The organism is Anaerobacillus sp. MEB173 (assembly GCF_052119505.1).
In the GTDB taxonomy this organism is placed as follows: Bacteria; Bacillota; Bacilli; order Bacillales; family JBJMAU01; genus JBJMAU01.
This window is the reverse complement of record NZ_JBJMAU010000018.1, coordinates 1-24,047: the sequence shown is the minus strand read 5'-3', so window position 1 is coordinate 24,047 and position 24,047 is coordinate 1. Positions and strand designations below refer to the sequence as shown.

Sequence of the window (24,047 nt, the reverse complement as noted above, 5' to 3'; positions counted from 1 at the left end):
TGGCAAAAAATGAAACTATGAAATTGCCAGAAGAAATGTCTGAAATTTACGTTTTTTTATTAAGGTTTAGTAAAAGATTTATTTGGCTTAATTAGTACATTATAATAATGAAGCTATTCATCATAGTTGGTCTTGTTCTGTAATCATTATAAACAAAATGAAAAAAATTGATCATTAGTATAGACTAATTAAAATAATGTGTTATACTATTTTTAAATCAAACAACAAATCGAATGCATATGATAAACATATATAAATTAACTAAGGAAGGGTTTTGTTGCGAATGAGTACTATCAGCTTTGATACTGAATTAGATCATCTTTTAAATGGGAAGAATACAAATTTAAATCTTCCAATATCTCAATTAGTTGAAAAATCTTTAATGAGAAAAGAAGGAAAGCTAACTGCTACTGGAGCCCTTCTTGCAACAACTGGAAAATATACAGGTCGTTCACCTAAAGATAAATTTATAGTAGATGAACTTTCAGTACGCGATAAAATCAATTGGGGTTCCGTTAACCAGCCAATTAGCTCTCAGGTTTTTGAAAATCTATATAAAAAGGTTCTTAACTACTTAAAAGAACGTGATGAAATCTTTGTTACTCAAGCATATGCAGGTGGAGATAAAAACTATCAACTACCAATTCAAGTCATTAATGAGTTTGCTTGGCATAATCTATTTGCTCATCAATTATTTATTCGTCCAACTCAAGAAGAGCTTGAAAATCATAAAGCAGAATTCACAGTTATTTCTGCACCAGGATTTAAAGCAAATCCTGAAATCGATGGAACAAAATCAGAAACATTTATTATTATTTCATTCGAGAAGCGTACGGTTCTTATTGGTGGTACTGAATATGCCGGTGAGATTAAGAAATCGATCTTCTCAATCATGAACTACCTGTTACCAGAGCAAGATATTCTTTCAATGCACTGCTCTGCTAACGTTGGCCACGAAGGTGATGTTGCTTTATTCTTCGGTCTTTCAGGGACAGGTAAAACAACACTTTCTGCTGATCCTAACCGTAACTTAATTGGTGATGACGAGCATGGCTGGTCCCCTACTGGTGTATTTAATATTGAAGGCGGCTGTTACGCAAAGTGCGTAAACTTAACATATGAAAAAGAACCGCAAATTTGGGACGCTATCCGCTTTGGATCTGTATTAGAAAATGTCGTAATTGATGACAAAACTGGATTAGCTGATTATGACGACGTTTCATTAACTGAAAATACCCGTGCTGCATATCCTATTGACGCAATTCCAAATGCTGTCATTCCAAGTGTTGCCGGACATCCAAACACAATTATTTTCTTAACTGCTGATGCTTTCGGAGTTTTACCTCCAATCAGTAAATTAACAAAAGAACAAGCGATGTATCACTTCTTATCAGGTTATACTAGTAAATTAGCTGGTACTGAGCGTGGTATTACATCACCTGAAGCAACATTCTCAACATGTTTCGGTTCACCGTTCTTACCTCTTCATGCATACCGTTATGCTGAAATGCTTGGAGAAAAAATTACACAGCATGATGCTCAAGTATTCTTAGTGAACACTGGTTGGTCTGGTGGTGCTTACGGTGAAGGTAAACGTATGAACCTTTCTTACACTCGTGCAATGGTTCAAGCGGCACTTCAAGGCGAACTTAACAACGTTGAAACTGTTGTTGATCCGATCTTCGGTTTACATGTACCACAACATTGCCCAGGTGTACCTGATGAAGTACTATTACCTAAGCAAACATGGGCTAACCCAGAAGATTACGACCAAAAAGCAACTGAGCTTGCATTACAATTCAAAGAAAACTTCACGAAGTTTGACAACGTATCAGACGAAATCAAAAACGCAGGACCACGTGTTTAATTAAAAATTAATAATTAATAATTAAAAGAGTCTCAATAACGAGACTCTTTTTTTTTTAGAACTTCGAAGCCATACTCTAAATCTTCTTTACCATCAAACAATTATTAATTATAAATTATTAATTATAAATTGCCTTTCCTCAACCACTCACACAACTCCTCCACCACTTTTCGATTCTCTGCTAATGGGAAAAAGTGATCGTAATCTTCGAAAATCCAGGTCGTTACGTCTTTTCCATTTTCATTTAATGCTTTTTCTAAACGATATGTATGCTCGACACTGACATTCTTATCTTTGGCTCCATGTATGAGTAAGACCGGCATTGTAATCTCTTCGATGTTTTGTAACGGTGTCCGCCATTCATATTGGTCTTTCATTTTATTTGGGGTTCCTCCAATGACACGCTTTAGCATCTTACGTAAATCAACACGCTCTTCGTAGCATAAAAACATATCTGACACCCCGCCCCAACAAACGACCGATTGAATGATCGGAAATTTCATCCCTGTGAATAAGGCCATTACGCCACCTCGCGAGAAACCAAAAACATGAATTTGCGATGTGATGACTTTCGGATGCACTTCTAGCAATTGAAAGGCTGAATATGCATCATTGCGGTCTTCCCCGGCAAAATCCTCTCTCCCCTCTCCCCCTTTATTTCCACGATAGTAAGGTGCCATTACAACGAAGCCTTCTGAGGCAAATTGAATAATCCGCGCTATCCGTACCATGCCCACATTTTTTATCCCCCCGCGTAAATAAAGAAATCCAGGAAATTGTTCTGCCCATTGCGGTTCAGCAAGTAATCCCTTTACTTTTAACCCCTGACTGACATACGTTACTTCAAACAACAAAATTTTTGGATGTGGTGAAGGAATTCGTTTTTTAAGAATGATCTCTCCCTCCAAAAAGATCCCCCCTTAACTTTCAACTTTTAACTTTTAACTTTTAACTCATTTTAGGCTAACACACATTTTCATCTCTGTTCATACACTATCACAACAATAACAAATATAAAAATTAAGGTGGGATTCAGATGAAAAGTATAGGTAAGGCATTATCACTTTTGTTTATCCTGCTAGTAACGATGGCTGCCATTGTCGGTTGCTCTTCCAAAAATAAAGGTGATGAAATACGGGTTGCAGAAGTGACACGATCTATTTTTTATGCTCCACAATATGTAGCTATTTCTGAAGGCTTTTTTGAGGAGGAAGGAATAAACCTAGAGCTAACAACAGCTTGGGGTGGCGATAAGACAATGACCTCTTTACTTTCAGGTGGAGCGGATATTGCTTTAGTTGGTGCTGAAACGTCAATCTATGTCCATGCCCAAGAGGCAAATGATCCAGCAATTAATTTTGCACAACTTACTCAAACTGACGGCACATTTCTTGTTTCACGGGAAAAAGTTGAAGACTTTTCATGGGATCAATTGAAAGGAAGTACATTCCTTGGACAACGTAAAGGCGGTATGCCGCAAATGGTTGGTGAACATGTACTCAAACTGCATGGAATTAATCCGCATAACGACTTAAATCTCCTTCAACATATTGACTTTGGCAATATCCCGAGTGCCTTTGCTTCTGGTACTGGTGATTATGTTCAGTTATTTGAACCACAAGCAACACTTTTTGAAAATGAAGGAATCGGTCATATCGTCGCTTCATTCGGAGAAGAATCTGGCGAAGTCCCTTATACCGTATTTATGGCAAAAGAAAGTTATCTAAAGAAAAACAAAGATCTTGTTGAACGTTTTACAAAAGCACTTTATAAAGGCCAACAGTGGGTAGAAACAAGCTCAGTTGAACAAATCGCACAATCAATTAAGCCATTCTTTGATGATACACCAATCGAGGTGATTGAACAGGTTGTTGATCGTTATAAGAGCCAAGGGTCCTATGCTACAGAACCACTATTAAAAGAATCTGCTTGGAATAATTTACAGGATATTATGGATCAGGCTGGTGAGCTTCCAAAGCGGATCGATTACTCAATTCTCGTCAATACAGAAATTGCTGAAAGTGTAATCAGACAATAAGCCTATAAGAAGAAAAATTTGTATAAGGGAGGCAATGAGTTGTGACATTTCTTACTATAGATGATGTTTGTATGACGTATTTTACAAAAAAATCTGCAACGACCGCCCTTGAAGACATTTCACTAGCGGTTGAGGAGGGAGAATTTGTTTCCCTCCTCGGCCCTAGCGGCTGCGGAAAAACAACACTACTTTCCTTAGTCGCCGGACTCCTGCAGCCCACAACGGGTAAGATTACTGTTGAACAGCAACGAATAACAAAGCCGAACGCAAAAATTGGCTACATGCTGCAGCAAGACTATCTGTTTCCGTGGTTAACAATTAAAGATAATATTACGTTTGGTTTAAAAACAATGAAGGCTCTTACTGAACAAAGTCAGAGTTATGCCCTATCTTTATTAGCCGATATGGATTTGGCTGATAAAAAAGACCATTATCCAAGTCAATTATCTGGTGGAATGCGGCAACGTGTAGCACTGGTCAGAATGCTGGCAACCCAGCCAAAAATCCTCTTGCTTGATGAACCTTTTTCCGCTCTTGATTATCAAACAAAGTTAAAGCTCGAGGATCTCGTATTTACAACATTAAAAGAACATCAAAAAACCGCTATACTCGTAACCCATGATATTGGTGAAGCCATTGCCATGTCGGATCGGATTGTATTGTTGGGAGCAAATCCAGGACGGATTGCCAAAACCTTTGCCGTTCCTACATCGTTAAAAAAACTTACCCCGTTTGATGCTCGTAATCATCCTGACTTTAATCGACTCTTTCAAACGATATGGAAGGAGTTGGAGAGCCTTGAACAAAGAGATTATAAATAAACATCAGGAATATTTAAATAAGCTGAAGTCCGATAAGCTTAAAGTTCGAGTAAGTCAATTAAGCATTCTTATCTTCTTCTTTGCAGCTTGGGAGGTTGCCGGAACAAAAAGATGGGTTGATCCTTTATTATTCAGTACCCCATCAAGAGTGTGGAAACTTTTTTTAGAAAAAGCAGCAGATGGCAGTCTGCTAAGCCATACGTATGTTACCCTCTTTGAAACCGTCTTAGGTTTTCTGTTAGGTACGATGATTGGAACAATACTTGCTGCTACATTATGGTGGTCACCGTTTTTATCAAGGGTACTTGATCCTTATCTTGTCGTTCTCAATTCGATGCCAAAAATCGCTCTTGGTCCAATCCTCATTGTAGGACTCGGACCGGGATATACGTCAATCATTGCAATGGGCGCTTTGATTTCCGTTATTATTACAACGATTGTCGTCTACACTGCCTTTAAAGAGGTCGATCCAAATTATTTAAAGGTCATTCAAACGTTTGGCGGTACAAAAAAACAATCATTTTTACACGTTATTTTACCTGCGTCTTTTCCAACAATTATTTCAACACTGAAAGTTAATGTTGGTTTGTCATGGGTAGGGGTGATTGTCGGAGAATTTCTCGTCTCTAAACAAGGGCTAGGCTATATGATTATTTACGGATTCCAAGTCTTTAACTTCACCCTCGTATTAATGAGTCTGCTAGTTATTGCGGTTCTTGCCACTGTCATGTACCAAGGGGTCGAATGGCTCGAACGTAAACTTATTAAACATCATTAATCACAAAAAGAATGAACCGTTGGAGAAGTATCTTCAACGGTTCACTTATAGACAAATGACTAAACGGTAAACATTGCATTAAACCGCTGTTTAATTTCCTCTAGACTAACCGTTAAAACATCGTCTTTCATGATAAAACTGTATGTCGGGTCATGTTTGATATTATCAGGCATTTCGGGAATAAGTCTTGGACCATCCGTTTCAAGATAGTTAATTTTACGATCAATCTCTTCTATTTCCGCAAAATAAATATTTTTAATCAGCTGATCAGCTTGTCCATGCACTTCATATTGCCCGATATAATGTAATGAACGAACGATCCCACCTGTTTCTTCATATACTTCGCGGACTGCAGCCTCCTCTGGAGTTTCTCCATCTTCAACTTTTCCGCCGGGAAATTCAAGACCTCGTCTAGGATGAGATGTTAAGAGCCACTGGTTGTTATAACGACAAATAATCCACACATGTTTTGGTTCAGTTGAAAATGGGGCAACTGATAACGATAATCGTACTGTATTGTTATAATAATCAGGAAATGCTAGTGTATTCATCATCTTTTGAACTCCAACTAGTTTATTTTTTATCATTCAATTCCCTTTGCACATTCGCCTACCTCTATTTTAGTAAAGAACCGGAACATTTGTCCAATTATTCGTAACTTTCTTCCGGTGGCTTTATGGCAAATAAACTAATTAAAGCAGCAACAATACATACAAATGTCACCGTGAAAAATAACACCTCATGAGAAAACTTCATTAATATGGCAAATAATGGAGGCCCTGAAGCAACTCCTACAAATCGCATACTGCTAAAAATGGAAGTAATCGTTCCTCTCTGTTCTTTTTCAATTCCGTTCGTTACAAGAGCATCTAAGCTTGGGAGGGCAGCACCGATGCCGATACCACTTGCAAAAAGAGCAGTCAGCAGTACATAGATATCTCTCGAAAAGCCAATTGAGAAGTTTGAGATCGTCAGCACAATCAATCCAAGAAAAATAACCCATTTCATCCGTTGTTTTTCTTCACCAATTCCTTTTCCAGTAATATAGGAAGACAAACAAAGAGCTGCTAATGGAATAGCAAGAATAATCCCTTTTTTAATCCCATCGATCCCATGTTCATCTTCAAGCATTGTTGATAAGTAAAACAAGACACCGAAAATAACAAACATACAAATACAGCCAATTGCAAATATTGAATACAACCAGCGACCATCTTTATGAAAGATCATCTTAATCGATTGTACAAAATCTTTAAATGCTTTTGGCTTTTCCATCTTGGATGGTGATTTCACTAAAAAAAACATCATCCCAATCGAGATTAGGCAAAAGACGGGGAATGCAAAGAACGGAAGAAACCAGACAACAGTGGCGAGAGCTGCACCCAAAATAGGACTGACAACTTTACCAAATGTGTTTGACGTTTCAATCACCCCTAATCCTGCACTCACATCACTTTCTTGTTTAAAAATATCACCTACTAAAGGCAGGACAATCGGTGATGCACCGGCTGCCCCGATTCCCTGTAAAAACCTTCCGACTAAAATAACTGTATATGCTTCTTCTAATTGCCACGATGCCCATCCCGATACTAACCCACCTATTCCGGCAATTACCAAGCTTGGAATAATGACTTTTTTTCTGCCGATTCGATCAGATAAAAAACCAGCAATCGGTATAAGAATAATCGCGACAATAGAATAGATCGTAATAATCATGCTTACTTGTAGTGAAGAAATATTTAATTCACTTTGAATAGCTGGCAAAACAGGAATTAACATCGAATTCCCTAATGTCATCACAAGTGGAATTGATGCAATCGAAATCAAATCCCACGTCTTCTTTTCTTCCATGTCCTATCCCCCAACTTAAATCTTCACGCTTTCTTATTATGATATAAAAGTTTTTTCCTATACAATGAACATTTTTCATATTAACAATGTTCGTTCTATGTTTAACTGTGATTCTTATCACCGACATTCAATAGGATATTCGATATATTTTGGTTAGACTCTTATATGAAATGGAGGCAACAAATGATGGGACCAGTATTTTTCAGTACATCAAAAGTAAGTGATATTGTTACAAAATTACCAAAAGCGAGTGATATTTTAAAATCTTATCGCATTGATTTTTGCTGCGGTGGAAATAGAGCTTTAAGCGAAGCAATTGAAGAAAGAAAATTAAATGAGGAAGAAGTGCTTGCAAAGTTAAATCAAGCCTATTATGATGCTGAAGCATATAGTCAAAATGTAGTGAAGTGGGATGAGGTCGGCTATAGCGAATTAATTGATCATATTGTAAATAAGCATCACGCTTATTTAACGGAAGAGCTTCCTGAGCTAAGCATGTATGTAACAAAAATTGCTCGCGTTCACGGCGATAGCCATCCAGAATTATTACGTGTTCACCAACTTTATCATGATTTAAAAACTGAGCTGGAACAACATCTAATCAAAGAAGAGAATCAATCCTTCCCTCTTATTAAGAAATTTGATGAAGAGCGAACGGCAGAAAACTTAGCTAATGCATCCCGCGTGATTGATGCCCTTGAAAGCGAGCATGACGATGCTGGTGCAATTCTAAAAGAATTACGAGAAATTACAAATGATTATCTGCTACCACCTGGCGCTTGCAGAACATACACATTAACATTTAATCGCCTTGAGGAATTAGAATCTGATCTATTTGAACACATTCATTTAGAAAACAACATTCTGTTTCCACGTGTACTACAAGAAACAGTCTAATAAATCATTAGCCAATTAAGCATATTACCAAAATATATGAACAAAGCCATCATATCATCTGTGATATGGTGGCTTTCTTATATCAAATCATTTGATAAATGGTCACTTACCGTCAGCATATGTCCAAGCATTAATCTTCACTATTACATACTATGAAATTAGAAGAGAGAATGTTCGAGAACTCATGCCTAGCTGCAGCTCCTTTTGTGCACAATTTCTTCATATTCTAAATAACCAGGAGCAAAACATGAAAACAACAAAAATTATTATTAGTGGATTATCGTATATAGGTACACCATATCAATTCGGTGCTTCGCCGTTTCAAACAAAGACTTTTGACTGCAGCTCCTTTGTCCAACATATCTATCGATTGAATGGTATAAACTTACCTAGAACATCAAGACAGCAATATCGTGTTGGCCAGACGATACCACGGCATTCACTTAAGAAGGGCGACCTAGTATTTTTCACGACAAAAAGAAGACGGCATCGTAAGGGAAGCGAAAAAATTGGTCACGTAGCAGTCTACATTGGGCAAAACAAACTTCTTCATACTTCCCGAAGCCATGGCAAGGTTGCTGTTACACCATTTAAGAAAAAGTGGAAAAAATTATTTATAAGTGCAAAGCGTATAGTTGAATAAAAAATCCCTTGTTATAGAAATAACTAGGGGTTTTTATTATATACAGTAATTTTTTTGCTCTAGTTCCATCTCTGATTTATTTTTTAGAAAGGCAAGTGTGAAAACGGTTTCACCTTCGACAGATGAAAATGACAATTGTCCGTTATTTTTCTCCATAATTTGTTTGCAGATCGAAAGACCAAGACCTGTACCCTGCTTTTTCCCAGTAACAAATGGATCAAATATCGTCTTTTTAATTTCCTCAGGGATCCCTGGTCCATTATCAGTCACCTGAATATAAGAATAGTCGCCCTCTTCTTTACTTTCAAGCTTAATGAACTTAGGATATGAAACATCTTTTAGTGCATCAGCACTATTATGAATTAAATTTATTAACACTTGCTGAATGGCTGTTTTTTGCAGTGAGATTGATGGGTTCTTACCACATAACACTTGAATATTAATATTTTCATCAAGCATTCTGGGACGAACCAAATTAATGGCAGAGTCAATCAATTGTTTCAAATCACACTGAACAAACGGCTCACCATCTACAGTTTCATTTTTGGAAAAACTTAAAAAGCTGGAAATCTGTCCGTATAAGCCTTCAAATTCCTGTTCAACAATATCCATATACCGTTCAATATTCTTTTGTGACATTGGAATGATTTCTTGGCGAATTAACTTCATAAAACCTTCAATAGCAAAAAGCGGATTCTTTAGTTCATGAGCCATTGATGCCGCCATTTTCCCTAAAATATTAAGCCGGTCAGTATGAAGTTCATTAATCATCCGATCCCGTTTTTCGATCAGTGATGAGGCATTTTCCCAATAGACCCTGCTCATATATCGTTGGACATCATCTATTCGTTTGTGTAATTGCAAAATTGATTCCTTGTTACTTTCATAAGATGATGACAACAGTACATCATAACCATCATAAATATACTCAACAAAACTTTCCCGCCAAAGTTGAGTAATGTGTAAAACGTTTTCAAATGGGGTATGCTTTGTCACATGGTAACGAGCTACCTCTGAAACAACATCAAATGATGGATGTGTTTCTAATGGAATATGAAGATCTTTTAATAAATCAAAATATATATACCCTTTATTATGTAATTCCACTAGGTTATATTGATTTGGGTATGCCTTGTCAACTTTTCTTAGCCAAGTATTTACAACTATTTCATTACCACTATTCAGGCACTCTTGAAAAGACATCTCGCTCCACCACTTTCTCTCAACCTTTAGACTTCTATCATTGTCCTTTTTGGTCATAAAGTTCATAAAGTTCATATGGTTATTAGTGTAATAATACATCTATTATACATTATTTTCTAGTATTGAGTATATCAATTGTTAGTTTATAAAGAACATTTCGGATTTCGAACAAACTAAATAAAGCGGCCCTTCATTCAGGAATCCGCTCAAATTTTCTATTCTATTTGTTCATTTTTCTTTGAACAATTTCTGCTATTTGTCTCCATTCTTCCTCAGAAAGTTTAAGTCTTGTTTCGTTTTCAGTTGGTAAGGCATTCTCTTTATCGGTTCTAGAGGACAAAACCGTCTTCACTCCAGCAATGTTTAAACCTTTATTTATTAGGGATTTAATTTCCAAAAAACGATCAATATCATTTAAAGAAAATATTCGTTGATTTCCTTCATTTCGGGCCGGTGTGATTAACCCTTGATCCTCATAGTAACGAATTTGCCTGGCTGTTAAATCCGTCATTTCCTCAACAACACTAATCGGAAAAACGGCAATGTCCCGTTGTAATTCCTTTTTCACCCCCTCACCCCTCCTTCAATAAACAATCATTTCAAATTGTTATCTCATTTTTGCGATATGGGTGTAAACATCCGTTAAGTGTGAAAAGCCTTTTTCCTTCGCTTCATAAATATTTTTTGACCACAGCTTTGCGGTCATTAATGCATCCTGCAAAGCATGATGCCTTCCGTTACATTCAATTCCAAAATGATTCAACCAATCATCTAAAGTTACCAAATCCAACCCCGGATTCACGACTTTTGTTAAAAATGAGGTATCAAGAACTCGATGCTGAAAATGAGTCCGTAACATCGTCCAAGTTGCATGCTGCATGAATGATTTTTCATGATGTGCATGGTGAGCAACCAACGTATCGCTGTTAACAAATTTATAAAATTGTTCCAATACGTCCTTCAGCTTTGGAGCATCTTGAACATCCTTAGGAGTTATCCCTGTTAACTGAGTAATTTCCTCTGAAGGCTCTTTTTCGCTATAGACTAATGAATAGAAACTTTCATCCTCGATGACAACCTCACCACACATTTTCACAGCACCAATTGACAAAATCTGATCACCTTTGTTTGGAAAAAAACCTGTTGTTTCTAAATCAAATACAACAACATTTAATTCATCTAATGGTTTTTCCAGAACGTTCTCTTTTTTAATTTCACGTTGTAATTGCCGTAAAAATGCAACCTGTGCCGCTCCTGTCTGCCCTTGAACGGCAGTATACACATTCGAGCCAATCTTGCCCGATAACTGTTTCATCAATTGAACCATATGATTCATGACCATTTTGGACACCCTTTTTCAATCAACTTCTTCGTTTCCTGGTATAGCTTATACCCTGATCTTGTAATATCTTTTAAATCCTTTTTTTCTTGATGACTTAAGTGACTTACTTTCAAATAGTGAATCGTTTCATAACTCTCCTCGTGTTGCTGAAATTTCAACCGTAAGCTCAACAGCTTACTAAAGGCCGGTTTATACTTTTTAATTTGTTGATAGTAAGAGGGTAGTTCGTCAAACCTGAGTACTGTCTGCGGTTGTTCAATTTTTTCTTTCAGTGCGAGAAGCCGTAATGAATTAACATAAGGAAACAGTATTCGATTTTTCACATGAATACACCCCGAGTGTTTCCCGTGTGTTTCCACTAAAAATTGTCCAAATACCCCAATCCCCCTCCTCGTATGACCTACGTTCTCGAGCATTCTCCTCATCAAATAGGGATGTTCATCAATATGAGAGAAAATCAAATCCTTTAACTCTTTCAAAAAGTGTTCTTCTCCCAAAAAACTTCTGGAATCGAAGAAAGTTAACAAATAGCGAATTGATTCCCAGCTTTCTTCTTCCATCCAACCTTTCAGTTGTTCTTTCCATTCATTCAATGATTTACACCACTTAGGGTTTGATGACATGACTTTTCCATCACACGGCTCATACCCTACTTGAGTAAGTCCAAACGTGATTTCTTCTCCTAATGATTGAAAGTATTGTTTCCCTTCATCATCACATTGTCCATAAATCATTCCATGGTCCTGATCGCTCCAAACCGACTGTTCAAACCTGGCAGCACTTCCCATCATAAAGAAGGTAAAGCGAGCAGGTGCAGGGCCCCGCTCACTCTCTATTTTTCTTACAGCTACCTCTACTGCTCGTTGAATTAACATATCATGAAATTCATTAAGCTTCTCATGAATCAAAGCAACTTTACTAATATTTTGTCTGCGCCATTCTATTAATTCATGATAAGTTGAATATCGATTAATAATTGCTTTTGATAGAGGGTGAATTAAACCCATTTCTTATGCACCTGTTTTCTCTTTATGAGTTGGCATGCTTTCTGGATAGCCATAGCTTCCATGTTCGCTTAAGTCTAATCCAATAACTTCTTCCTCTTCTGTGACACGTATTCCGTTCATCACTGCTTTCATGCCTAGCAGAATGATGAAGGATACGACAAACGCATAGATTCCTGAGGCTACAACACCAATTGATTGAACTCCTAATTGTGTTATTCCACCACCGTAAAATAACCCTGGAAGACCACCATTCATTGCTGCAAGTTCTGGTGTTGCAAAAAATCCTGTTGAAAGAGTACCCCAAACCCCGGCTACACCGTGAACAGATAATGCGAAGATTGGATCATCAATTTTTGCTTTATCGAAAAATTTCATACTAAAGAATACAATTAAACCACCAATTAAACCGATAATGACTGCTGCCCAAGGTGCTACAAATGCACACGATGCCGTAATCGCTACTAGTCCTGCAAGAGCTCCATTTAGCATAGTTGGAACATCTGCTTTCCCTAGGATCGCCCATGCCACAAGTAACGCTCCGATCGCTCCTGCCGCTGCAGCTAATTGTGTATTTAATGCTACATATCCAAAGAAGGCATCTGCTACTCCAAATGTACTACCTGCGTTAAATCCAAACCAACCTACCCATAGAACGAGCACACCTAAAGCTGTATAGACTTGGTTATGACCTGCTAAATCATTGGCAGAACCGTCTTTATTGTACTTACCTAATCTTGGCTTTAAAATAAGTGTTGCTGCAAGTGCTGCCATCGCTCCAGTTAAATGGACAACTGTTGAACCAGCAAAGTCTTGTTTACCTAAACCACCTAACCATCCGCCTCCCCAAATCCAGTGTGCAACGACCGGATAAACAAACGCTGAGAACAATACTGCGAAGATTAAGTATGCTGATAACTTTGCTCGTTCAGCAAAGCCCCCAAATGCAATCGTTAAGGCAATTGCTGCAAATACTAATTGAAAGAAGAAATCAACTGATCCTGCCAACCCATCAAACATTGTTGTAAAATCTCCAAAGAAAAAGTCTGAAAAACCGATAAAACCATTACTTTCACCATATATAAATCCATATCCAACAGCCCAAAACACGATAGAAGCAATCCCTACTGTAAAAATTGTCTTACCAGCAATATGACCGGCATTTTTCATTCGAGTCGAACCCGCTTCAAGTAAAATAAATCCTCCTTGCATTAGCAGTACCAACACGGCACAAACCATGACCCAAAGGTTGTTCATTAAAAATATCGTATCCATCTGTAATGCTCCCCTTTCAAAATGTTATTGTACTTTTATTAGCGTTACTTTAACTAACAACTAATGTTAACTTAGTTTTTATTATACATTTTGAATTTTCAGTTTCTATAATCATGTAAGGAAAGCTAACACAGTTTTATCATTGCTTCTATAAGATAATTTATTGCGTTGACGTTTGAGGCTAATTTTTTTTGTATGAATTATAAATTTACACAAAAAAAATTAGCCTCAAACGTCAACATCGCACCAGACTATGTCATATTTTCTAACAATACTTTCAGTTAGTTTGGTATATAATGTATCAAATTTATTGAGATGAACGGTTTTTATTCTCTATACTACAGATAAAGATAGATCTTACTATAAAACGAATGGAGGAACTTAACATGGTGAAGAGTGAGGTATTTTACTTTCCAAAAGGGTTCACTGTCCGTAAAATTCTTGAGTTTGTAAGGTTAAACAGTACGTTCGAGAGTGAGATTTATCTACTAAAGAACAACGGAAAATATAATGCTAAGAGTGTTCTTGGAATTATGGGAGTATTCTTAACAGCAAGCATCGGCGATAAATTTATTGTTCAAGCTACTGGAAATGATGCAAACGAAGCGATGGCTAAAATTAAAGAATTTACCAACCACAAAGAATCCGCGATGCTCCTAAGTATGTGGGATGAAGAAGGCATCGAAAATGTCGACAAAGCATTAGCAACTTCAAAACGAAGATGGACACCTGAAGTTCGCGGGATTGCAAAATCTTATTTAACGATGAACAATAATAGTTGAGAATTTAGAGTTTAGAGTTAGTTATAAAGTAAGCTAAAAGGGATATTGCGAAACGCAATATCCCTTTTTATTTTTCAACTCTAAACTCTCTCACATATTCTGCTCTTTACGTTTTAGTGAAAGCACATTGACATTTCGCTTCATACTGATCTTTTGCGTAAAATAGCTGTGAAGGAGCATCCCGATTACAATGATCATAATACCTGCCATCGCTAAGCCACTCGGCCACGGTGTTGATAACAAAACAACCTCACCGATAATAACAAACAACACTTGCGTTGATTGTGTAGCCTCTACAGCCGCTAACTTCCCTTGATGCCCCCTGACACGATCGGTCGCAATAAAGAATAGCGTTGTTGCAATAACCCCTGAACTAATCGCAACGATGAATGTTTGCAGCAATTGATCCGATGAAGGGGCGCCTACCTTAATAAATCCAAAAGCACCAATGACGATCCAAAATGGCATACTTGCTAATGTCATACCAAATACCCTTTGAAACGTATCCAACCTCCCCCCGCACACTTCCATCATTTTGCGGTTTCCTAATGGATAAGCAAATGCTGCAATCATAACGGGTAACACACCAACCATGACTTCAGTTAATGTTAATTGGTTAGCGTTCTGAACCTGGATCAGAGCTACCCCACATAAAATAAGAAACGAAATGAAAAGCGCTCTCGTTTGCAGCTTATTTCTTACTTTTAATGGTCCTTCTTTCGTTTGGATAGTTTGATAAAACAAAGGGCCAAGTAAAACCCCCGCAACAATCGTTAATTGCCACGTCCCAGCCACTAACCAGCCTGGACCATAAGCGGCTGCATAGGTTAAAGGACCGTAAAACAAGACAAACCCGAAAAAACTCCAGCATAACCATTGAAACGGATGTTTTCTCATTTCCTCAATGACTTGCCTTGCATTTCTTCTATAAAGAACGATTAGAAATAAAAATGGCAGCATAAAAACAAATCGCAATGACGAACTCCAAAACCAACTTCCTCCTGCCAACTCCATCGAGCGATTTAAAATAAATGTAACCGCAAAAAAGACTGATGCTAAGATGCCGATACCTATTTCCTTCATCTATCACACATCCTTCTAAACTCTTAGTATAATAAAATATATTTTTGAATTATTATATTATATCAGAAAAGTAGAAAAAGGGATGAAAATTATCGTAATTTTATTATTTTTTATCCAATCATCATGGTATAACATAATATAGAGGGGGCTACGTAATGACAAACTTTAATGATGCAGAAAAAATAGCGAAACAAATTGGGGAAACACTTCGGAAAATAAGAAAAGAAAAAGGGATGAGTCTTCAAGATTTAGCCAATATCACTGGCGTTAGCAAATTAACGTTAGGCAATATAGAAAGAGGTGAAGGGAACCCATCCCTCACAGTCATTTGGAAAATTGCAAATGGCTTAACCATCCCAATCTCAGCGTTACTTCAAGAGAAACAAGAAGTCATTATTTCACGAAAAAACAAAGGCAATAAAATATTGAGCACGAATGAAGCATGTACCCTTGAACCAATGTTCGATGCCGCCAATTATGGGTCGTTGGAAATTCACCGAGCTTTTTTAAAGCCGAATAGTACGTACTCTCCCGGTGCTCATCAGTCAGGTGTAATCGAATATGTAACGGTGATGGAAGGTGAATTAAAAATACAAATAGACGATGATTTCTATCACTTATATCAATACGATTCGATCAAGTTTGATGGTGGTAGAAAACACGCATATAGCAACCCGACGGACAAGGAAACTGTCTTACATTTTGTCATGACATATGCTAATTCATAGTTAAGATCCGGTTTGATATATAGGCAGCCTCCTTTTGATACGTAAAAAGTGATAATCCAATTATAGTCTTCAAGTGAACTGAACGATTAAAACAGTTCACTTTTTTATTTCTATTATTTATATTAATTATGAAATTATATAAGTTTTTCTTAATTTCTTGATAAGATTTTTTTATAATGGTAATATATTCATGTCAACGCTAATACCGAAGCACAGGAGCAAATCAGTTCTTGTTCCTGTGCATTGGGAATTATCATTTAGTTTAAAATCGTAAAATTCTATATAACATTTAGGAGGAAGATGAATTATGGCATTAATTGGACAAGAAGTATTACCATTCAACGCAAAAGCTTACAAAAACGGTGAGTTTATCGATGTTACGAGCGAAGACCTAAAAGGTCAGTGGAGTATTTTTTGCTTTTATCCAGCAGACTTCACATTCGTGTGCCCTACTGAACTTGAGGATCTACAAAACGAATATGCTGCTCTACAGGAACTAGGAGTTGAAGTGTACTCTATTTCAACAGATACTCACTTTACTCACAAAGCATGGCACGATCACTCAGAAGCAATCGGAAAAATTACGTATGCGATGATCGGTGACCCTTCGCAAAAGATTTCTCGTAATTTCGAAGTATTAAACGAAGAGTCAGGCCTTGCTGACCGTGGTACGTTTATCATCGATCCAGATGGTGTTATCCAAGCTGTTGAAATAAATGCAGGAGGCATCGGACGTGATGCAAGTATTCTAGTTAACAAAGTTAAAGCAGCACAATACGTTCGAAATAATCCAGGCGAGGTTTGCCCTGCTAAATGGCAAGAAGGCGGCGAAACACTTAAGCCAAGTATTGACCTTGTCGGAAAAATCTAAGGAGTGCGATAAATGGTGCTTGACGCAGATATTAAGGCGCAATTAAACCAATACCTTCAATTAATGGAAGGCGATGTAGTACTTAAAGTTAGTGCAGGTTCCGATAAAACATCTACTGAGATGCTGGCTCTCGTCAACGAGCTGGCTTCTATGTCACCAAACATTACTGTTCAGGAAGCAGAACTGACAAGAACACCAAGTTTTAGTGTGAACCGAGCCGGGGAAGATACAGGTGTTATCTTTGCAGGTGTTCCATTGGGGCACGAGTTTACTTCATTAGTGTTAGCTCTCCTGCAAGTTAGTGGCAGACCACCTAAAGTTGATCAGCAGTTAATTGATCAAATAAAAAACATTAGCGGTGAATATCACTTTGAAACGTATGTCAGCTTAAGCTGTCATAACTGCCCTGACGTGGTACAAGCATTAAACACGATGAGTGTTCTTAACCCCGGCATTACTCACACGATGATTGATGGGGCAGCATACAAAGATGAAGTCGATAGCAAGAATGTCATGTCCGTACCAGCTGTCTATTTAAATGCTGAATTCTTTGGCGGTGGCCGTATGACACTCGAAGAAATCCTTACCAAAATGGGTACTGGTCCGGATGCATCTGAGCTTTCTAATAAAGATCCGTATGATGTCCTTGTTGTTGGAGGCGGTCCAGCCGGTGCAAGTGCAGCCATTTATGCCTCTCGAAAAGGAATCCGTACAGGGATAGTTGCCGAACGTTTCGGTGGTCAAGTACTAGATACGATGACGATTGAGAACTTTATCGGTACGAAACAAACAGAGGGACAAAAACTTGCGGCCAGCCTTGAAGAGCATGTAAAGGATTACGATATTGATGTCATGAATCTGCAACGTGCCAAAAGTATAGAGAAAAAGGATCTTTTTGAACTTGAGCTCGAAAATGGTGCTGTTCTAAAGAGTAAAAGCGTCATCATATCAACAGGTGCCAGATGGCGTAATGTTGGTGTCCCTGGTGAGCACGAGTTCAAAAATAAAGGGGTAGCCTACTGCCCTCATTGTGATGGGCCATTGTTTGAAGGGAAACATGTAGCCGTTATCGGCGGTGGTAATTCTGGTATTGAGGCAGCCATTGATCTTGCTGGCATTGTAAAGCATGTGACTGTTCTTGAGTTTATGCCGGAGCTAAAAGCTGATGATGTATTGCAAAAGCGACTCTACAGTCTTCCTAACGTAACTGTTTTGAAAAACGTTCAAACAAAAGAAATTACCGGTACAGATAGTGTAAACGGAATTACGTATATTGAACGTGACACAGAAGTAGAAAAACATATCGATTTACAAGGTGTGTTTGTCCAAATCGGGCTTGTACCAAATACGGATTGGTTAGAAGGAATTGTTAAACGTAATCGTATTGGTGAGATCATTGTCGATAAGCATGGATCTACTACTGTACCTGGATTGTTTGCTGCAGGTGATTGTACAGATAGTGCTTATAATCAAATCATTATTTCAATGGGATCTGGGGCGACTGCTGCTTTAGGAGCGTTTGATTACCTTATCCGAAATTAATAACTGAATTCTAGTCAATTGATTCATTACTGTTTTTGAATATAGAAATATCTTATTTGTCGCTTTACTATGTAATAATAGTAAGCGACCTTTTTTTGGTACTAATCGGTCTTCATCGCTCTCCCATGAATTAAAGCTCCCGTTAATGCAATAAGCTTTGCACCCTACTGGAATATTAAAACTTATTCCCCTTCCTGAGAGTTATAAAATAGTAAACTAGTCCAGGAATAACTGCTTGTGAAGAAAAGGATTTAAACAAACGGATTCAAAAGTGGAACAAGGAGTTGTCGATGGCAGCTCCTATTGTTTATTGTGTTAACGATGCAGTTTAGCACAATTAGATAATTACTCTATTTTTGGGAAGGTTATCTAATGAGGTGGTAATAATGAAAAAAAATAAATTCTTAGCAGTAATAATATGAAAAACAAAATGGGAAGTTGTTGATATGCTAGAAATCTACTTTTCCCAGACTTCAGAATGATGTTAACGCTGTTAGCTGTTCCGCCCCAAATATGGTTTTCCAATGTTAAGATGTCAATCTCGGTTTCTAGAAAAACAGTTTTTCTTTGCTTCCCAGAAAGAGTAATTTCATGTATCCCGTGATGATTCATTAGAGTGAGCATTGGGGGGCATCCTCAAAACGAAATTGATCATAAAACTCAACTGTGAATTCAACTGGTTTTCTACTATGATTTACAAATGGAAGCTTACAAGAACCTACTAATGTTTCATCGTCAAACATCGTAAAATTACAGGTTACTTGCCTGGCGATCATAAGAAATAGCATAAATGCCCGTTGCCACTGTTTGTTGAAAGATACTAACTAAAAAGACTGGACCACCCATTATAACTACAAATCCGATGAGAACAAATCGCCCTCTATATTTTTTCAACGAGCTTGACAGTAAGAACAAACTAACGATTACTAGAAGGAGAGAAAAAATCCCCACATAATGGAATCCTCCCAAAAAACGATATAGGACATTTAGACTTACCAAAATAGCCTCGGCTAATGGCCTACCATGTGGGAATGGCAAATTGTGGATAATGATAACTAAAAAGATAGCTATCGATCAGTAAAGGTATTTCTTGTTTTTAATCCTTTCAACACTCCTAGTAGAAATAGTTTGTTCCCGCTACTTTTTATCTCTCATTTCAAACTTTTCCGAAGAGCTTTTTTTTGCTTTAATAGTAAGCTATGTGCAACATTGCAAATCATAATTTTATTAACGCATCCCGTTACAATAAAGGAAGTTCTTACTCAAAATAGTAATTTAAGGTGATTTTGAACTCTTCAGCACTTCCAGACTCAAAATTTATATCACCTAAGACACCAGTTAATTCTCCCGTTCCAGAACCTTTTACAACAGTCCTCTTCGATGTGAGTACACCATTTTCGTATTTCCCGACGTGCTCCAAAACAAAACTCCCTACTTTATCACCAATATTACCTGTAATTCGTTCAAATCCATACACTGTGGCTGAACCATCTGTCATATAACATTTTATCTCTTGTAACTCACCTTTACCTTGAAGCTCTCCGATATATTCCATTTCAAAGTTTCCCTTTGTTAGTTTAGGTCCTCCGTTTGCCTCACTATAAGGTACCTCATTTGCTTCTATTAATTTAAATGTTGAATGTGCTTGCATTGTTCTCACAATTTATACCTCCAAGTAATATTTTTTATAATTTACCACAATTTGTTCTTGAACTAAACTCGTTACTTCAATAGACGTTGAATTTTACCATCGTATAATTATAACTTACTATACAGTGAGTTATAATTGTTAGACAACAACACCATTTATAAAAAAACAAGAAATAGTTACCACATAAAGTATAATAACTATTTCTAAAGAAAAAACAGCCTAAAGGCTGCTAATTAACATTAAAGATAAACTTGCATTAAACCATTTATCATAATTGACTTTTATTAAATGGAGTTGATCCTTGCTCAAACTCTCCAAAGTTAAGATATGTCCTAAAAGTATACCTTTATAAACTAATAGGCTATTAATAATTAACTATCACAAAAAAGAGCAAAACCAATTTAAACTTTTTGGTCCTGCTCTAATGAAAAATGATTTATTATTTTAGAATCCTAACTTATCAGCGGTCCATTCAAAAACTGCTTTTTGTTGCATGTCATTCCACGAATCAAACTGAGTAGAAATTTTGCTCACCTAAAATACCTTTATTATCTTCCACTTCCACCACATACAATTTGTTAAGTCCGAGTATCAGATTGGCAATAAATTTCTTTCGAAATCATCTGCTTCAGAAACAGACATTGTTTCAAGGAATAAAGTACATGCGGTACTTCATACAAATGTAGCATGCTTTATTATCCAATATTCAAAGGAGAGGATGTTATTTTGAGTCCAAAGAATGCTTCCAACAGCCCGCTCAGCAATGCCACCGTCAGCTTCGGCGAGTGGATGACGCCTGTCGACAGATTCCCCAACGTCTCACCGGCAACAGCGAACCATCACGAATTGATACCCAATGTAGCCACTATTAAGGCGGGTGGCACGGTCAATTTCATCGTCGCAGGGTTCCATATCATAAACGTTTACGATGATGGGACTCAGCCTGAGGACATCAATACGTCATTAACTGTTCCTCCGACGGCGGTACCAGCGCCGCTGCTGATCAACGATCCCAATAGAAGAATATACAGAGGACTGGATCCGAGCCTGCAACCACGCGACCGTGTGGAAGTAGTGCATTTCGCCAAACCGGGAACGTATCTGGTGATCTGCGGGGTCTTTCCCCATTTTGTCAATGATCGCATGTTCGGTTTCGTGAGGGTGCTGCCCTAAGAGCGCGAAAGTATGTTAGTAGGCGTCACGAGCGCCTTGCGTTGCAAATTCGTGACTTATAGGGTCCCCGATCCGCCAGCCAACGACAGCCAACAAACCAAGAATGAGCTTGCCGAGTTGGAGCAGATGGCAGCCAATCGGACGCAGAGCGACTTGGATATAATCAATTACTGGGTTAGCGGTCAGAAAGGTCCTTTAACCCATTGGGATGATTTGACCGATGACATGGGGAAATTATACAAGATAAGCCCCCCTGCTTCTGCCCGGATTCATGCGCTCGTAAGTGTAAGTGAAGCGGTGAACATTGCAACGATCGCCTGCTGGAATAATAAGTATGATTATCTCAGGCCTCAGCCTACGGACCTTGATCCAAATTTGACGGCTGCCATTGCTGTTCCACAGCATCCCGCATACCCGTCCGGTCATTCATGCGTGGCCGGGGCAGCCAGCGGCGTTTTAAAGCAATTCTTCCCGCAGGATGCGGACGTCATAGAAGCGAAGGCTCTAGAATCGGGCTTCTCCCGCTTGTTGGTCGGAGTCCACTTTCGTTCTGACATCGATGTCGGTTTAGCTTTAGGCAGACAGGTGGCAAACGATGTTCTGAAAGTTGCGGCTAATGATCAGGCGCCAATGAGATATAGTCGATAAAAGCATAAGATAAAGGCACCGGATCGATCCGGTGCCTTTATCAGCGTGGATATTAGAAGAGCTTTTCCATGGAAACTCCTTTAACACGCAGAATACCATTTGTTGGTACATGGGAATGAAACGACATCTATAACGCCATTTCAAGCAGAGCAACTGACGAATCCGGACGTAGTAATTAGTAGTATATTTTGCTTTGGAGGAGAAGAGACGAAGAGTTTGATGCCATCGTCCATTCAACGGGGATGTTGATCATCCGTTCCTGGCTCCCAGCCTATTCAAAGAGGCGTAGCCGTCTAAAGAACCTAATGCCAGTTTCGGATCCCCACTGGCACACAAGGGCCGTAGCTGGCTGGGTGGCATCTTCAAGGGCCGAAAGGAATGGGGCCCCGATTTTCTAGAAGCCGGGGATCGAATCCTAGACGGTCTCGAGCTCGGGAGCCGGTTTACGTGGGACTTGGCAGAAAAAGATCTGCTTGGAGAAAGACCTTCTATGGTCCGAACAACGATACAACTTATGTTTTTATATTCTGTGGCACCGAGGGTTATCATGGGTCTAAAATAATCTTCCGAGTGTTCAACGGACAACTTGCCCATCGCACCGTACCATCTGTTCGGGTTCGATGTAATCTTGGCAAAAGAGTTATCTCGTTTAGCTCGTAATGGAAGGCTCTCGTATGAACTAAGAGATATTTGTTAGTTTAGCAACGTCCATATTGTGTGTTTAGATAACTCAATAAATACTTTAACAGGGAACGTTCAAAACTTCGGTTTGTTTGCTTGGTTATATGAAAACGAATCAGCAAACAGCAGTCGTCGTAACAAACAAGCAAAAAGAGTCAAAGCGCAACGTGGTCTATTTGTCGGTTCAAATCCTCCGTACGGTTATCTATCGGAAGAAGGTATACTAAAAGTTAAGAAATGACGATACACCTAAAATTGTTAAACGTATCTTTGAGGAATATTTAAGCGGAAAGGGTATGGATTCCATTGCTAGAGACTTAACTTCGGAGAAAGTTCCTACTCCTTCTCAAGTGGCTAATAAATCAAATGCTTCACCTTTGTGGCACGCTTCAAGTATTAAAGTGCTCTTAAATAACAATCACTACTGTGGCGACCTTGTTCAAAGCAAAACAGAGACGATAACAGTTACATCTGCCAAAAGGCGTGAAATAAACCCAGAGGACTTAATTATTATGGAAGATACACATGAAGCGATCATTCCAAAAGAAACGTTTAAAGCTGTTCAAGAGATGATGGCAACCCGAACAAGAACCGCAACTGCCCCTAAGAAGCATTTATTCACAAATGTACTGTACTGTGAAGAGTGTCAAAAAGGTATGTGGTTCAAACCTAATCAAAAAGGCTATCGTTGCGGCGGCAACATTAGACATGGTGAAACCTTTTGTGTAAACAACGTTGCTGTAAAAGAAAAAGAGTTAAAGCACATTATCCTTGAAGATCTCAAAGCTCTATTCAATTCTATGCGAGAAGACAGTTTTATGAATTCGTTATTGAACAAATTAAACGTAAAAAAGAACCAACTTCTTAAAGAACTACACCTGCACTCACTCGTTGAAAAGGTCACTTGTGAGCATGACGGTAGTGTCCGTATTCAATACAGCTTCGTTAATCCATTGCAAAAAACGTAAAAAGGCAACGCCCAAAGGGTTAGTTGTCTTCTTTTAAAATGAGTTGCGAGATACACTCCACATGACTCGTGTGTGGAAACAAACGTTTTTAATTTTAGCTTCTTATGCAGGGTTTACTTGAATTTGAAGAAGTTCTAACCGTTCTATCCAAACAAAACAAGATAAAAAAAAGGCCTAATCAAAATGATTAGACCTTTTTTG

General features: G+C 38.1%; 25 protein-coding genes. 14 read left to right on the top strand and 11 right to left on the bottom strand.

The window, feature by feature from the left end:
• The first annotated feature begins 283 nt into the window (after positions 1 to 283).
• Positions 284 to 1,867, top strand: a complete 1,584-nt coding sequence (gene pckA / locus ACJ2A9_RS20060; RefSeq protein WP_441423513.1) for a phosphoenolpyruvate carboxykinase (ATP) — start codon at positions 284 to 286, stop codon at positions 1,865 to 1,867.
• Positions 1,868 to 1,989: 122 nt separating this feature from the next.
• Here the strand turns inward: pckA and ACJ2A9_RS20055 are convergent, their stop codons facing one another.
• On the bottom strand, positions 1,990 to 2,775 hold the full coding sequence (locus ACJ2A9_RS20055; RefSeq protein WP_441423470.1) for an alpha/beta hydrolase family protein: 786 nt from the start codon (positions 2,773 to 2,775) through the stop codon (positions 1,990 to 1,992).
• Between the two features lie 128 nt (positions 2,776 to 2,903).
• On the opposite strand from ACJ2A9_RS20055, the gene ACJ2A9_RS20050 reads away from it, so the two are divergent.
• From ACJ2A9_RS20050 to ACJ2A9_RS20040, 3 genes are read left to right on the top strand one after another with little or no spacing between them, the layout of a single operon-like run.
• Entirely contained in the window at positions 2,904 to 3,905 is a 1,002-nt protein-coding gene (locus ACJ2A9_RS20050; RefSeq protein ID WP_441423469.1) for an ABC transporter substrate-binding protein, read from the top strand.
• A gap of 41 nt (positions 3,906 to 3,946) precedes the next feature.
• Positions 3,947 to 4,726 carry an ABC transporter ATP-binding protein gene (locus ACJ2A9_RS20045; protein ID WP_441423468.1) on the top strand — a complete coding sequence of 260 codons (780 nt, stop codon included), beginning with the start codon at positions 3,947 to 3,949 and terminating at the stop codon, positions 4,724 to 4,726.
• Positions 4,704 to 5,504 (top strand): ABC transporter permease, encoded by an 801-nt coding sequence (locus tag ACJ2A9_RS20040; protein WP_441423467.1) that lies wholly within the window; start codon positions 4,704 to 4,706, stop codon positions 5,502 to 5,504. The genes ACJ2A9_RS20045 and ACJ2A9_RS20040 overlap by 23 nt, the downstream gene beginning before the upstream one ends.
• A 59-nt stretch (positions 5,505 to 5,563) precedes the next feature.
• On the opposite strand, the gene ytkD is transcribed toward ACJ2A9_RS20040, so the two are convergent.
• The gene (ytkD, locus tag ACJ2A9_RS20035) at positions 5,564 to 6,058 is read right to left on the bottom strand and encodes an RNA deprotection pyrophosphohydrolase (protein WP_441423466.1); all 495 of its coding nucleotides are present in this window, start codon (positions 6,056 to 6,058) and stop codon (positions 5,564 to 5,566) included.
• Between the two features lie 94 nt (positions 6,059 to 6,152).
• Positions 6,153 to 7,355, bottom strand: coding sequence for an MFS transporter (locus tag ACJ2A9_RS20030; protein ID WP_441423465.1), 1,203 nt, complete (start codon positions 7,353 to 7,355; stop codon positions 6,153 to 6,155).
• 186 nt (positions 7,356 to 7,541) lie between these two features.
• On the opposite strand from ACJ2A9_RS20030, the gene ric reads away from it, so the two are divergent.
• Both ric and ACJ2A9_RS20020 read left to right on the top strand, forming a co-directional pair.
• A complete protein-coding gene (gene ric / locus ACJ2A9_RS20025; RefSeq protein ID WP_441423464.1) occupies positions 7,542 to 8,252 on the top strand; it encodes an iron-sulfur cluster repair di-iron protein in 711 nt (236 codons plus the stop codon).
• A gap of 247 nt (positions 8,253 to 8,499) precedes the next feature.
• Complete coding sequence (locus ACJ2A9_RS20020; protein WP_441423463.1) at positions 8,500 to 8,895, top strand: C40 family peptidase; 396 nt, start codon at positions 8,500 to 8,502, stop codon at positions 8,893 to 8,895.
• 36 nt (positions 8,896 to 8,931) lie between these two features.
• Here ACJ2A9_RS20020 and ACJ2A9_RS20015 read toward each other — a convergent pair whose 3' ends face one another.
• The 5 genes from ACJ2A9_RS20015 to ACJ2A9_RS19995 form a co-directional block, all read right to left on the bottom strand.
• Positions 8,932 to 10,098, bottom strand: a complete 1,167-nt coding sequence (locus tag ACJ2A9_RS20015) for a sensor histidine kinase (protein WP_441423462.1) — start codon at positions 10,096 to 10,098, stop codon at positions 8,932 to 8,934.
• Positions 10,099 to 10,318: 220 nt separating this feature from the next.
• The gene (locus tag ACJ2A9_RS20010; RefSeq protein ID WP_441423512.1) at positions 10,319 to 10,609 is read right to left on the bottom strand and encodes a MerR family transcriptional regulator; all 291 of its coding nucleotides are present in this window, start codon (positions 10,607 to 10,609) and stop codon (positions 10,319 to 10,321) included.
• 96 nt (positions 10,610 to 10,705) lie between these two features.
• Entirely contained in the window at positions 10,706 to 11,440 is a 735-nt protein-coding gene (locus ACJ2A9_RS20005; RefSeq protein WP_441423461.1) for an exonuclease domain-containing protein, read from the bottom strand.
• Positions 11,431 to 12,447 (bottom strand): DUF294 nucleotidyltransferase-like domain-containing protein, encoded by a 1,017-nt coding sequence (locus ACJ2A9_RS20000; RefSeq protein ID WP_441423460.1) that lies wholly within the window; start codon positions 12,445 to 12,447, stop codon positions 11,431 to 11,433. The genes ACJ2A9_RS20005 and ACJ2A9_RS20000 overlap by 10 nt, the downstream gene beginning before the upstream one ends.
• A 3-nt stretch (positions 12,448 to 12,450) precedes the next feature.
• Positions 12,451 to 13,719: an ammonium transporter gene (locus ACJ2A9_RS19995; protein ID WP_441423459.1), complete on the bottom strand. Its 1,269-nt coding sequence runs from the start codon at positions 13,717 to 13,719 to the stop codon at positions 12,451 to 12,453.
• A 386-nt stretch (positions 13,720 to 14,105) separates the two neighbouring features.
• On the opposite strand from ACJ2A9_RS19995, the gene ACJ2A9_RS19990 reads away from it, so the two are divergent.
• Positions 14,106 to 14,501 carry an HPr family phosphocarrier protein gene (locus tag ACJ2A9_RS19990; protein ID WP_441423458.1) on the top strand — a complete coding sequence of 132 codons (396 nt, stop codon included), beginning with the start codon at positions 14,106 to 14,108 and terminating at the stop codon, positions 14,499 to 14,501.
• 90 nt (positions 14,502 to 14,591) lie between these two features.
• Here ACJ2A9_RS19990 and ACJ2A9_RS19985 read toward each other — a convergent pair whose 3' ends face one another.
• Positions 14,592 to 15,584 (bottom strand): DMT family transporter, encoded by a 993-nt coding sequence (locus tag ACJ2A9_RS19985; RefSeq protein ID WP_441423457.1) that lies wholly within the window; start codon positions 15,582 to 15,584, stop codon positions 14,592 to 14,594.
• 155 nt (positions 15,585 to 15,739) lie between these two features.
• Between ACJ2A9_RS19985 and ACJ2A9_RS19980 the strand changes: the two genes are divergently transcribed.
• The 3 genes from ACJ2A9_RS19980 to ahpF all read left to right on the top strand — a co-directional run bounded on the left by ACJ2A9_RS19980 (position 15,740) and on the right by ahpF (position 18,725).
• Entirely contained in the window at positions 15,740 to 16,312 is a 573-nt protein-coding gene (locus tag ACJ2A9_RS19980; protein ID WP_441423456.1) for a helix-turn-helix domain-containing protein, read from the top strand.
• 307 nt (positions 16,313 to 16,619) lie between these two features.
• Entirely contained in the window at positions 16,620 to 17,183 is a 564-nt protein-coding gene (gene ahpC / locus ACJ2A9_RS19975) for an alkyl hydroperoxide reductase subunit C (protein WP_441423455.1), read from the top strand.
• A gap of 12 nt (positions 17,184 to 17,195) precedes the next feature.
• Positions 17,196 to 18,725 carry an alkyl hydroperoxide reductase subunit F gene (ahpF, locus tag ACJ2A9_RS19970; RefSeq protein WP_441423454.1) on the top strand — a complete coding sequence of 510 codons (1,530 nt, stop codon included), beginning with the start codon at positions 17,196 to 17,198 and terminating at the stop codon, positions 18,723 to 18,725.
• Between the two features lie 750 nt (positions 18,726 to 19,475).
• On the opposite strand, the gene ACJ2A9_RS19965 is transcribed toward ahpF, so the two are convergent.
• On the bottom strand, positions 19,476 to 19,676 hold the full coding sequence (locus tag ACJ2A9_RS19965; protein WP_441423453.1) for a hypothetical protein: 201 nt from the start codon (positions 19,674 to 19,676) through the stop codon (positions 19,476 to 19,478).
• Between the two features lie 307 nt (positions 19,677 to 19,983).
• On the bottom strand, positions 19,984 to 20,376 hold the full coding sequence (locus ACJ2A9_RS19960) for a DUF3224 domain-containing protein (RefSeq protein ID WP_441423511.1): 393 nt from the start codon (positions 20,374 to 20,376) through the stop codon (positions 19,984 to 19,986).
• 726 nt (positions 20,377 to 21,102) lie between these two features.
• Here ACJ2A9_RS19960 and ACJ2A9_RS19955 point away from each other — a divergent pair.
• The 4 genes from ACJ2A9_RS19955 (at position 21,103) to ACJ2A9_RS19940 (ending at position 23,846) form a co-directional block, all read left to right on the top strand.
• The gene (locus tag ACJ2A9_RS19955; RefSeq protein ID WP_441423452.1) at positions 21,103 to 21,549 is read left to right on the top strand and encodes a hypothetical protein; all 447 of its coding nucleotides are present in this window, start codon (positions 21,103 to 21,105) and stop codon (positions 21,547 to 21,549) included.
• 12 nt (positions 21,550 to 21,561) lie between these two features.
• Entirely contained in the window at positions 21,562 to 22,197 is a 636-nt protein-coding gene (locus ACJ2A9_RS19950; RefSeq protein WP_441423451.1) for a vanadium-dependent haloperoxidase, read from the top strand.
• A 715-nt stretch (positions 22,198 to 22,912) separates the two neighbouring features.
• On the top strand, positions 22,913 to 23,119 hold the full coding sequence (locus ACJ2A9_RS19945; RefSeq protein ID WP_441423450.1) for a hypothetical protein: 207 nt from the start codon (positions 22,913 to 22,915) through the stop codon (positions 23,117 to 23,119).
• Positions 23,120 to 23,132: 13 nt separating this feature from the next.
• A complete protein-coding gene (locus ACJ2A9_RS19940; protein ID WP_441423510.1) occupies positions 23,133 to 23,846 on the top strand; it encodes a recombinase family protein in 714 nt (237 codons plus the stop codon).
• Positions 23,847 to 24,047: the final 201 nt, after the last annotated feature.

Bases quoted from the DNA above. Each gene is read 5' to 3' on its own strand.
- pckA (WP_441423513.1), top strand. From the start codon at position 284: ATGAGTACTATCAGCTTTGATACTGAATTAGATCATCTTTTAAATGGG.
- ACJ2A9_RS20050 (WP_441423469.1), top strand. From the start codon at position 2,904: ATGAAAAGTATAGGTAAGGCATTATCACTTTTGTTTATCCTGCTAGTA.
- ytkD (WP_441423466.1), bottom strand. From the start codon at position 6,058: ATGATGAATACACTAGCATTTCCTGATTATTATAACAATACAGTACGA.
- ACJ2A9_RS20030 (WP_441423465.1), bottom strand. From the start codon at position 7,355: ATGGAAGAAAAGAAGACGTGGGATTTGATTTCGATTGCATCAATTCCA.
- ric (WP_441423464.1), top strand. From the start codon at position 7,542: ATGGGACCAGTATTTTTCAGTACATCAAAAGTAAGTGATATTGTTACA.
- ACJ2A9_RS20020 (WP_441423463.1), top strand. From the start codon at position 8,500: ATGAAAACAACAAAAATTATTATTAGTGGATTATCGTATATAGGTACA.
- ACJ2A9_RS20015 (WP_441423462.1), bottom strand. From the start codon at position 10,098: ATGTCTTTTCAAGAGTGCCTGAATAGTGGTAATGAAATAGTTGTAAAT.
- ACJ2A9_RS20010 (WP_441423512.1), bottom strand. From the start codon at position 10,609: ATGACGGATTTAACAGCCAGGCAAATTCGTTACTATGAGGATCAAGGG.
- ACJ2A9_RS20005 (WP_441423461.1), bottom strand. From the start codon at position 11,440: ATGGTCATGAATCATATGGTTCAATTGATGAAACAGTTATCGGGCAAG.
- ACJ2A9_RS20000 (WP_441423460.1), bottom strand. From the start codon at position 12,447: ATGGGTTTAATTCACCCTCTATCAAAAGCAATTATTAATCGATATTCA.
- ACJ2A9_RS19995 (WP_441423459.1), bottom strand. From the start codon at position 13,719: ATGGATACGATATTTTTAATGAACAACCTTTGGGTCATGGTTTGTGCC.
- ACJ2A9_RS19990 (WP_441423458.1), top strand. From the start codon at position 14,106: ATGGTGAAGAGTGAGGTATTTTACTTTCCAAAAGGGTTCACTGTCCGT.
- ACJ2A9_RS19985 (WP_441423457.1), bottom strand. From the start codon at position 15,584: ATGAAGGAAATAGGTATCGGCATCTTAGCATCAGTCTTTTTTGCGGTT.
- ACJ2A9_RS19980 (WP_441423456.1), top strand. From the start codon at position 15,740: ATGACAAACTTTAATGATGCAGAAAAAATAGCGAAACAAATTGGGGAA.
- ahpC (WP_441423455.1), top strand. From the start codon at position 16,620: ATGGCATTAATTGGACAAGAAGTATTACCATTCAACGCAAAAGCTTAC.
- ahpF (WP_441423454.1), top strand. From the start codon at position 17,196: ATGGTGCTTGACGCAGATATTAAGGCGCAATTAAACCAATACCTTCAA.
- ACJ2A9_RS19960 (WP_441423511.1), bottom strand. From the start codon at position 20,376: ATGCAAGCACATTCAACATTTAAATTAATAGAAGCAAATGAGGTACCT.
- ACJ2A9_RS19950 (WP_441423451.1), top strand. From the start codon at position 21,562: ATGTTAGTAGGCGTCACGAGCGCCTTGCGTTGCAAATTCGTGACTTAT.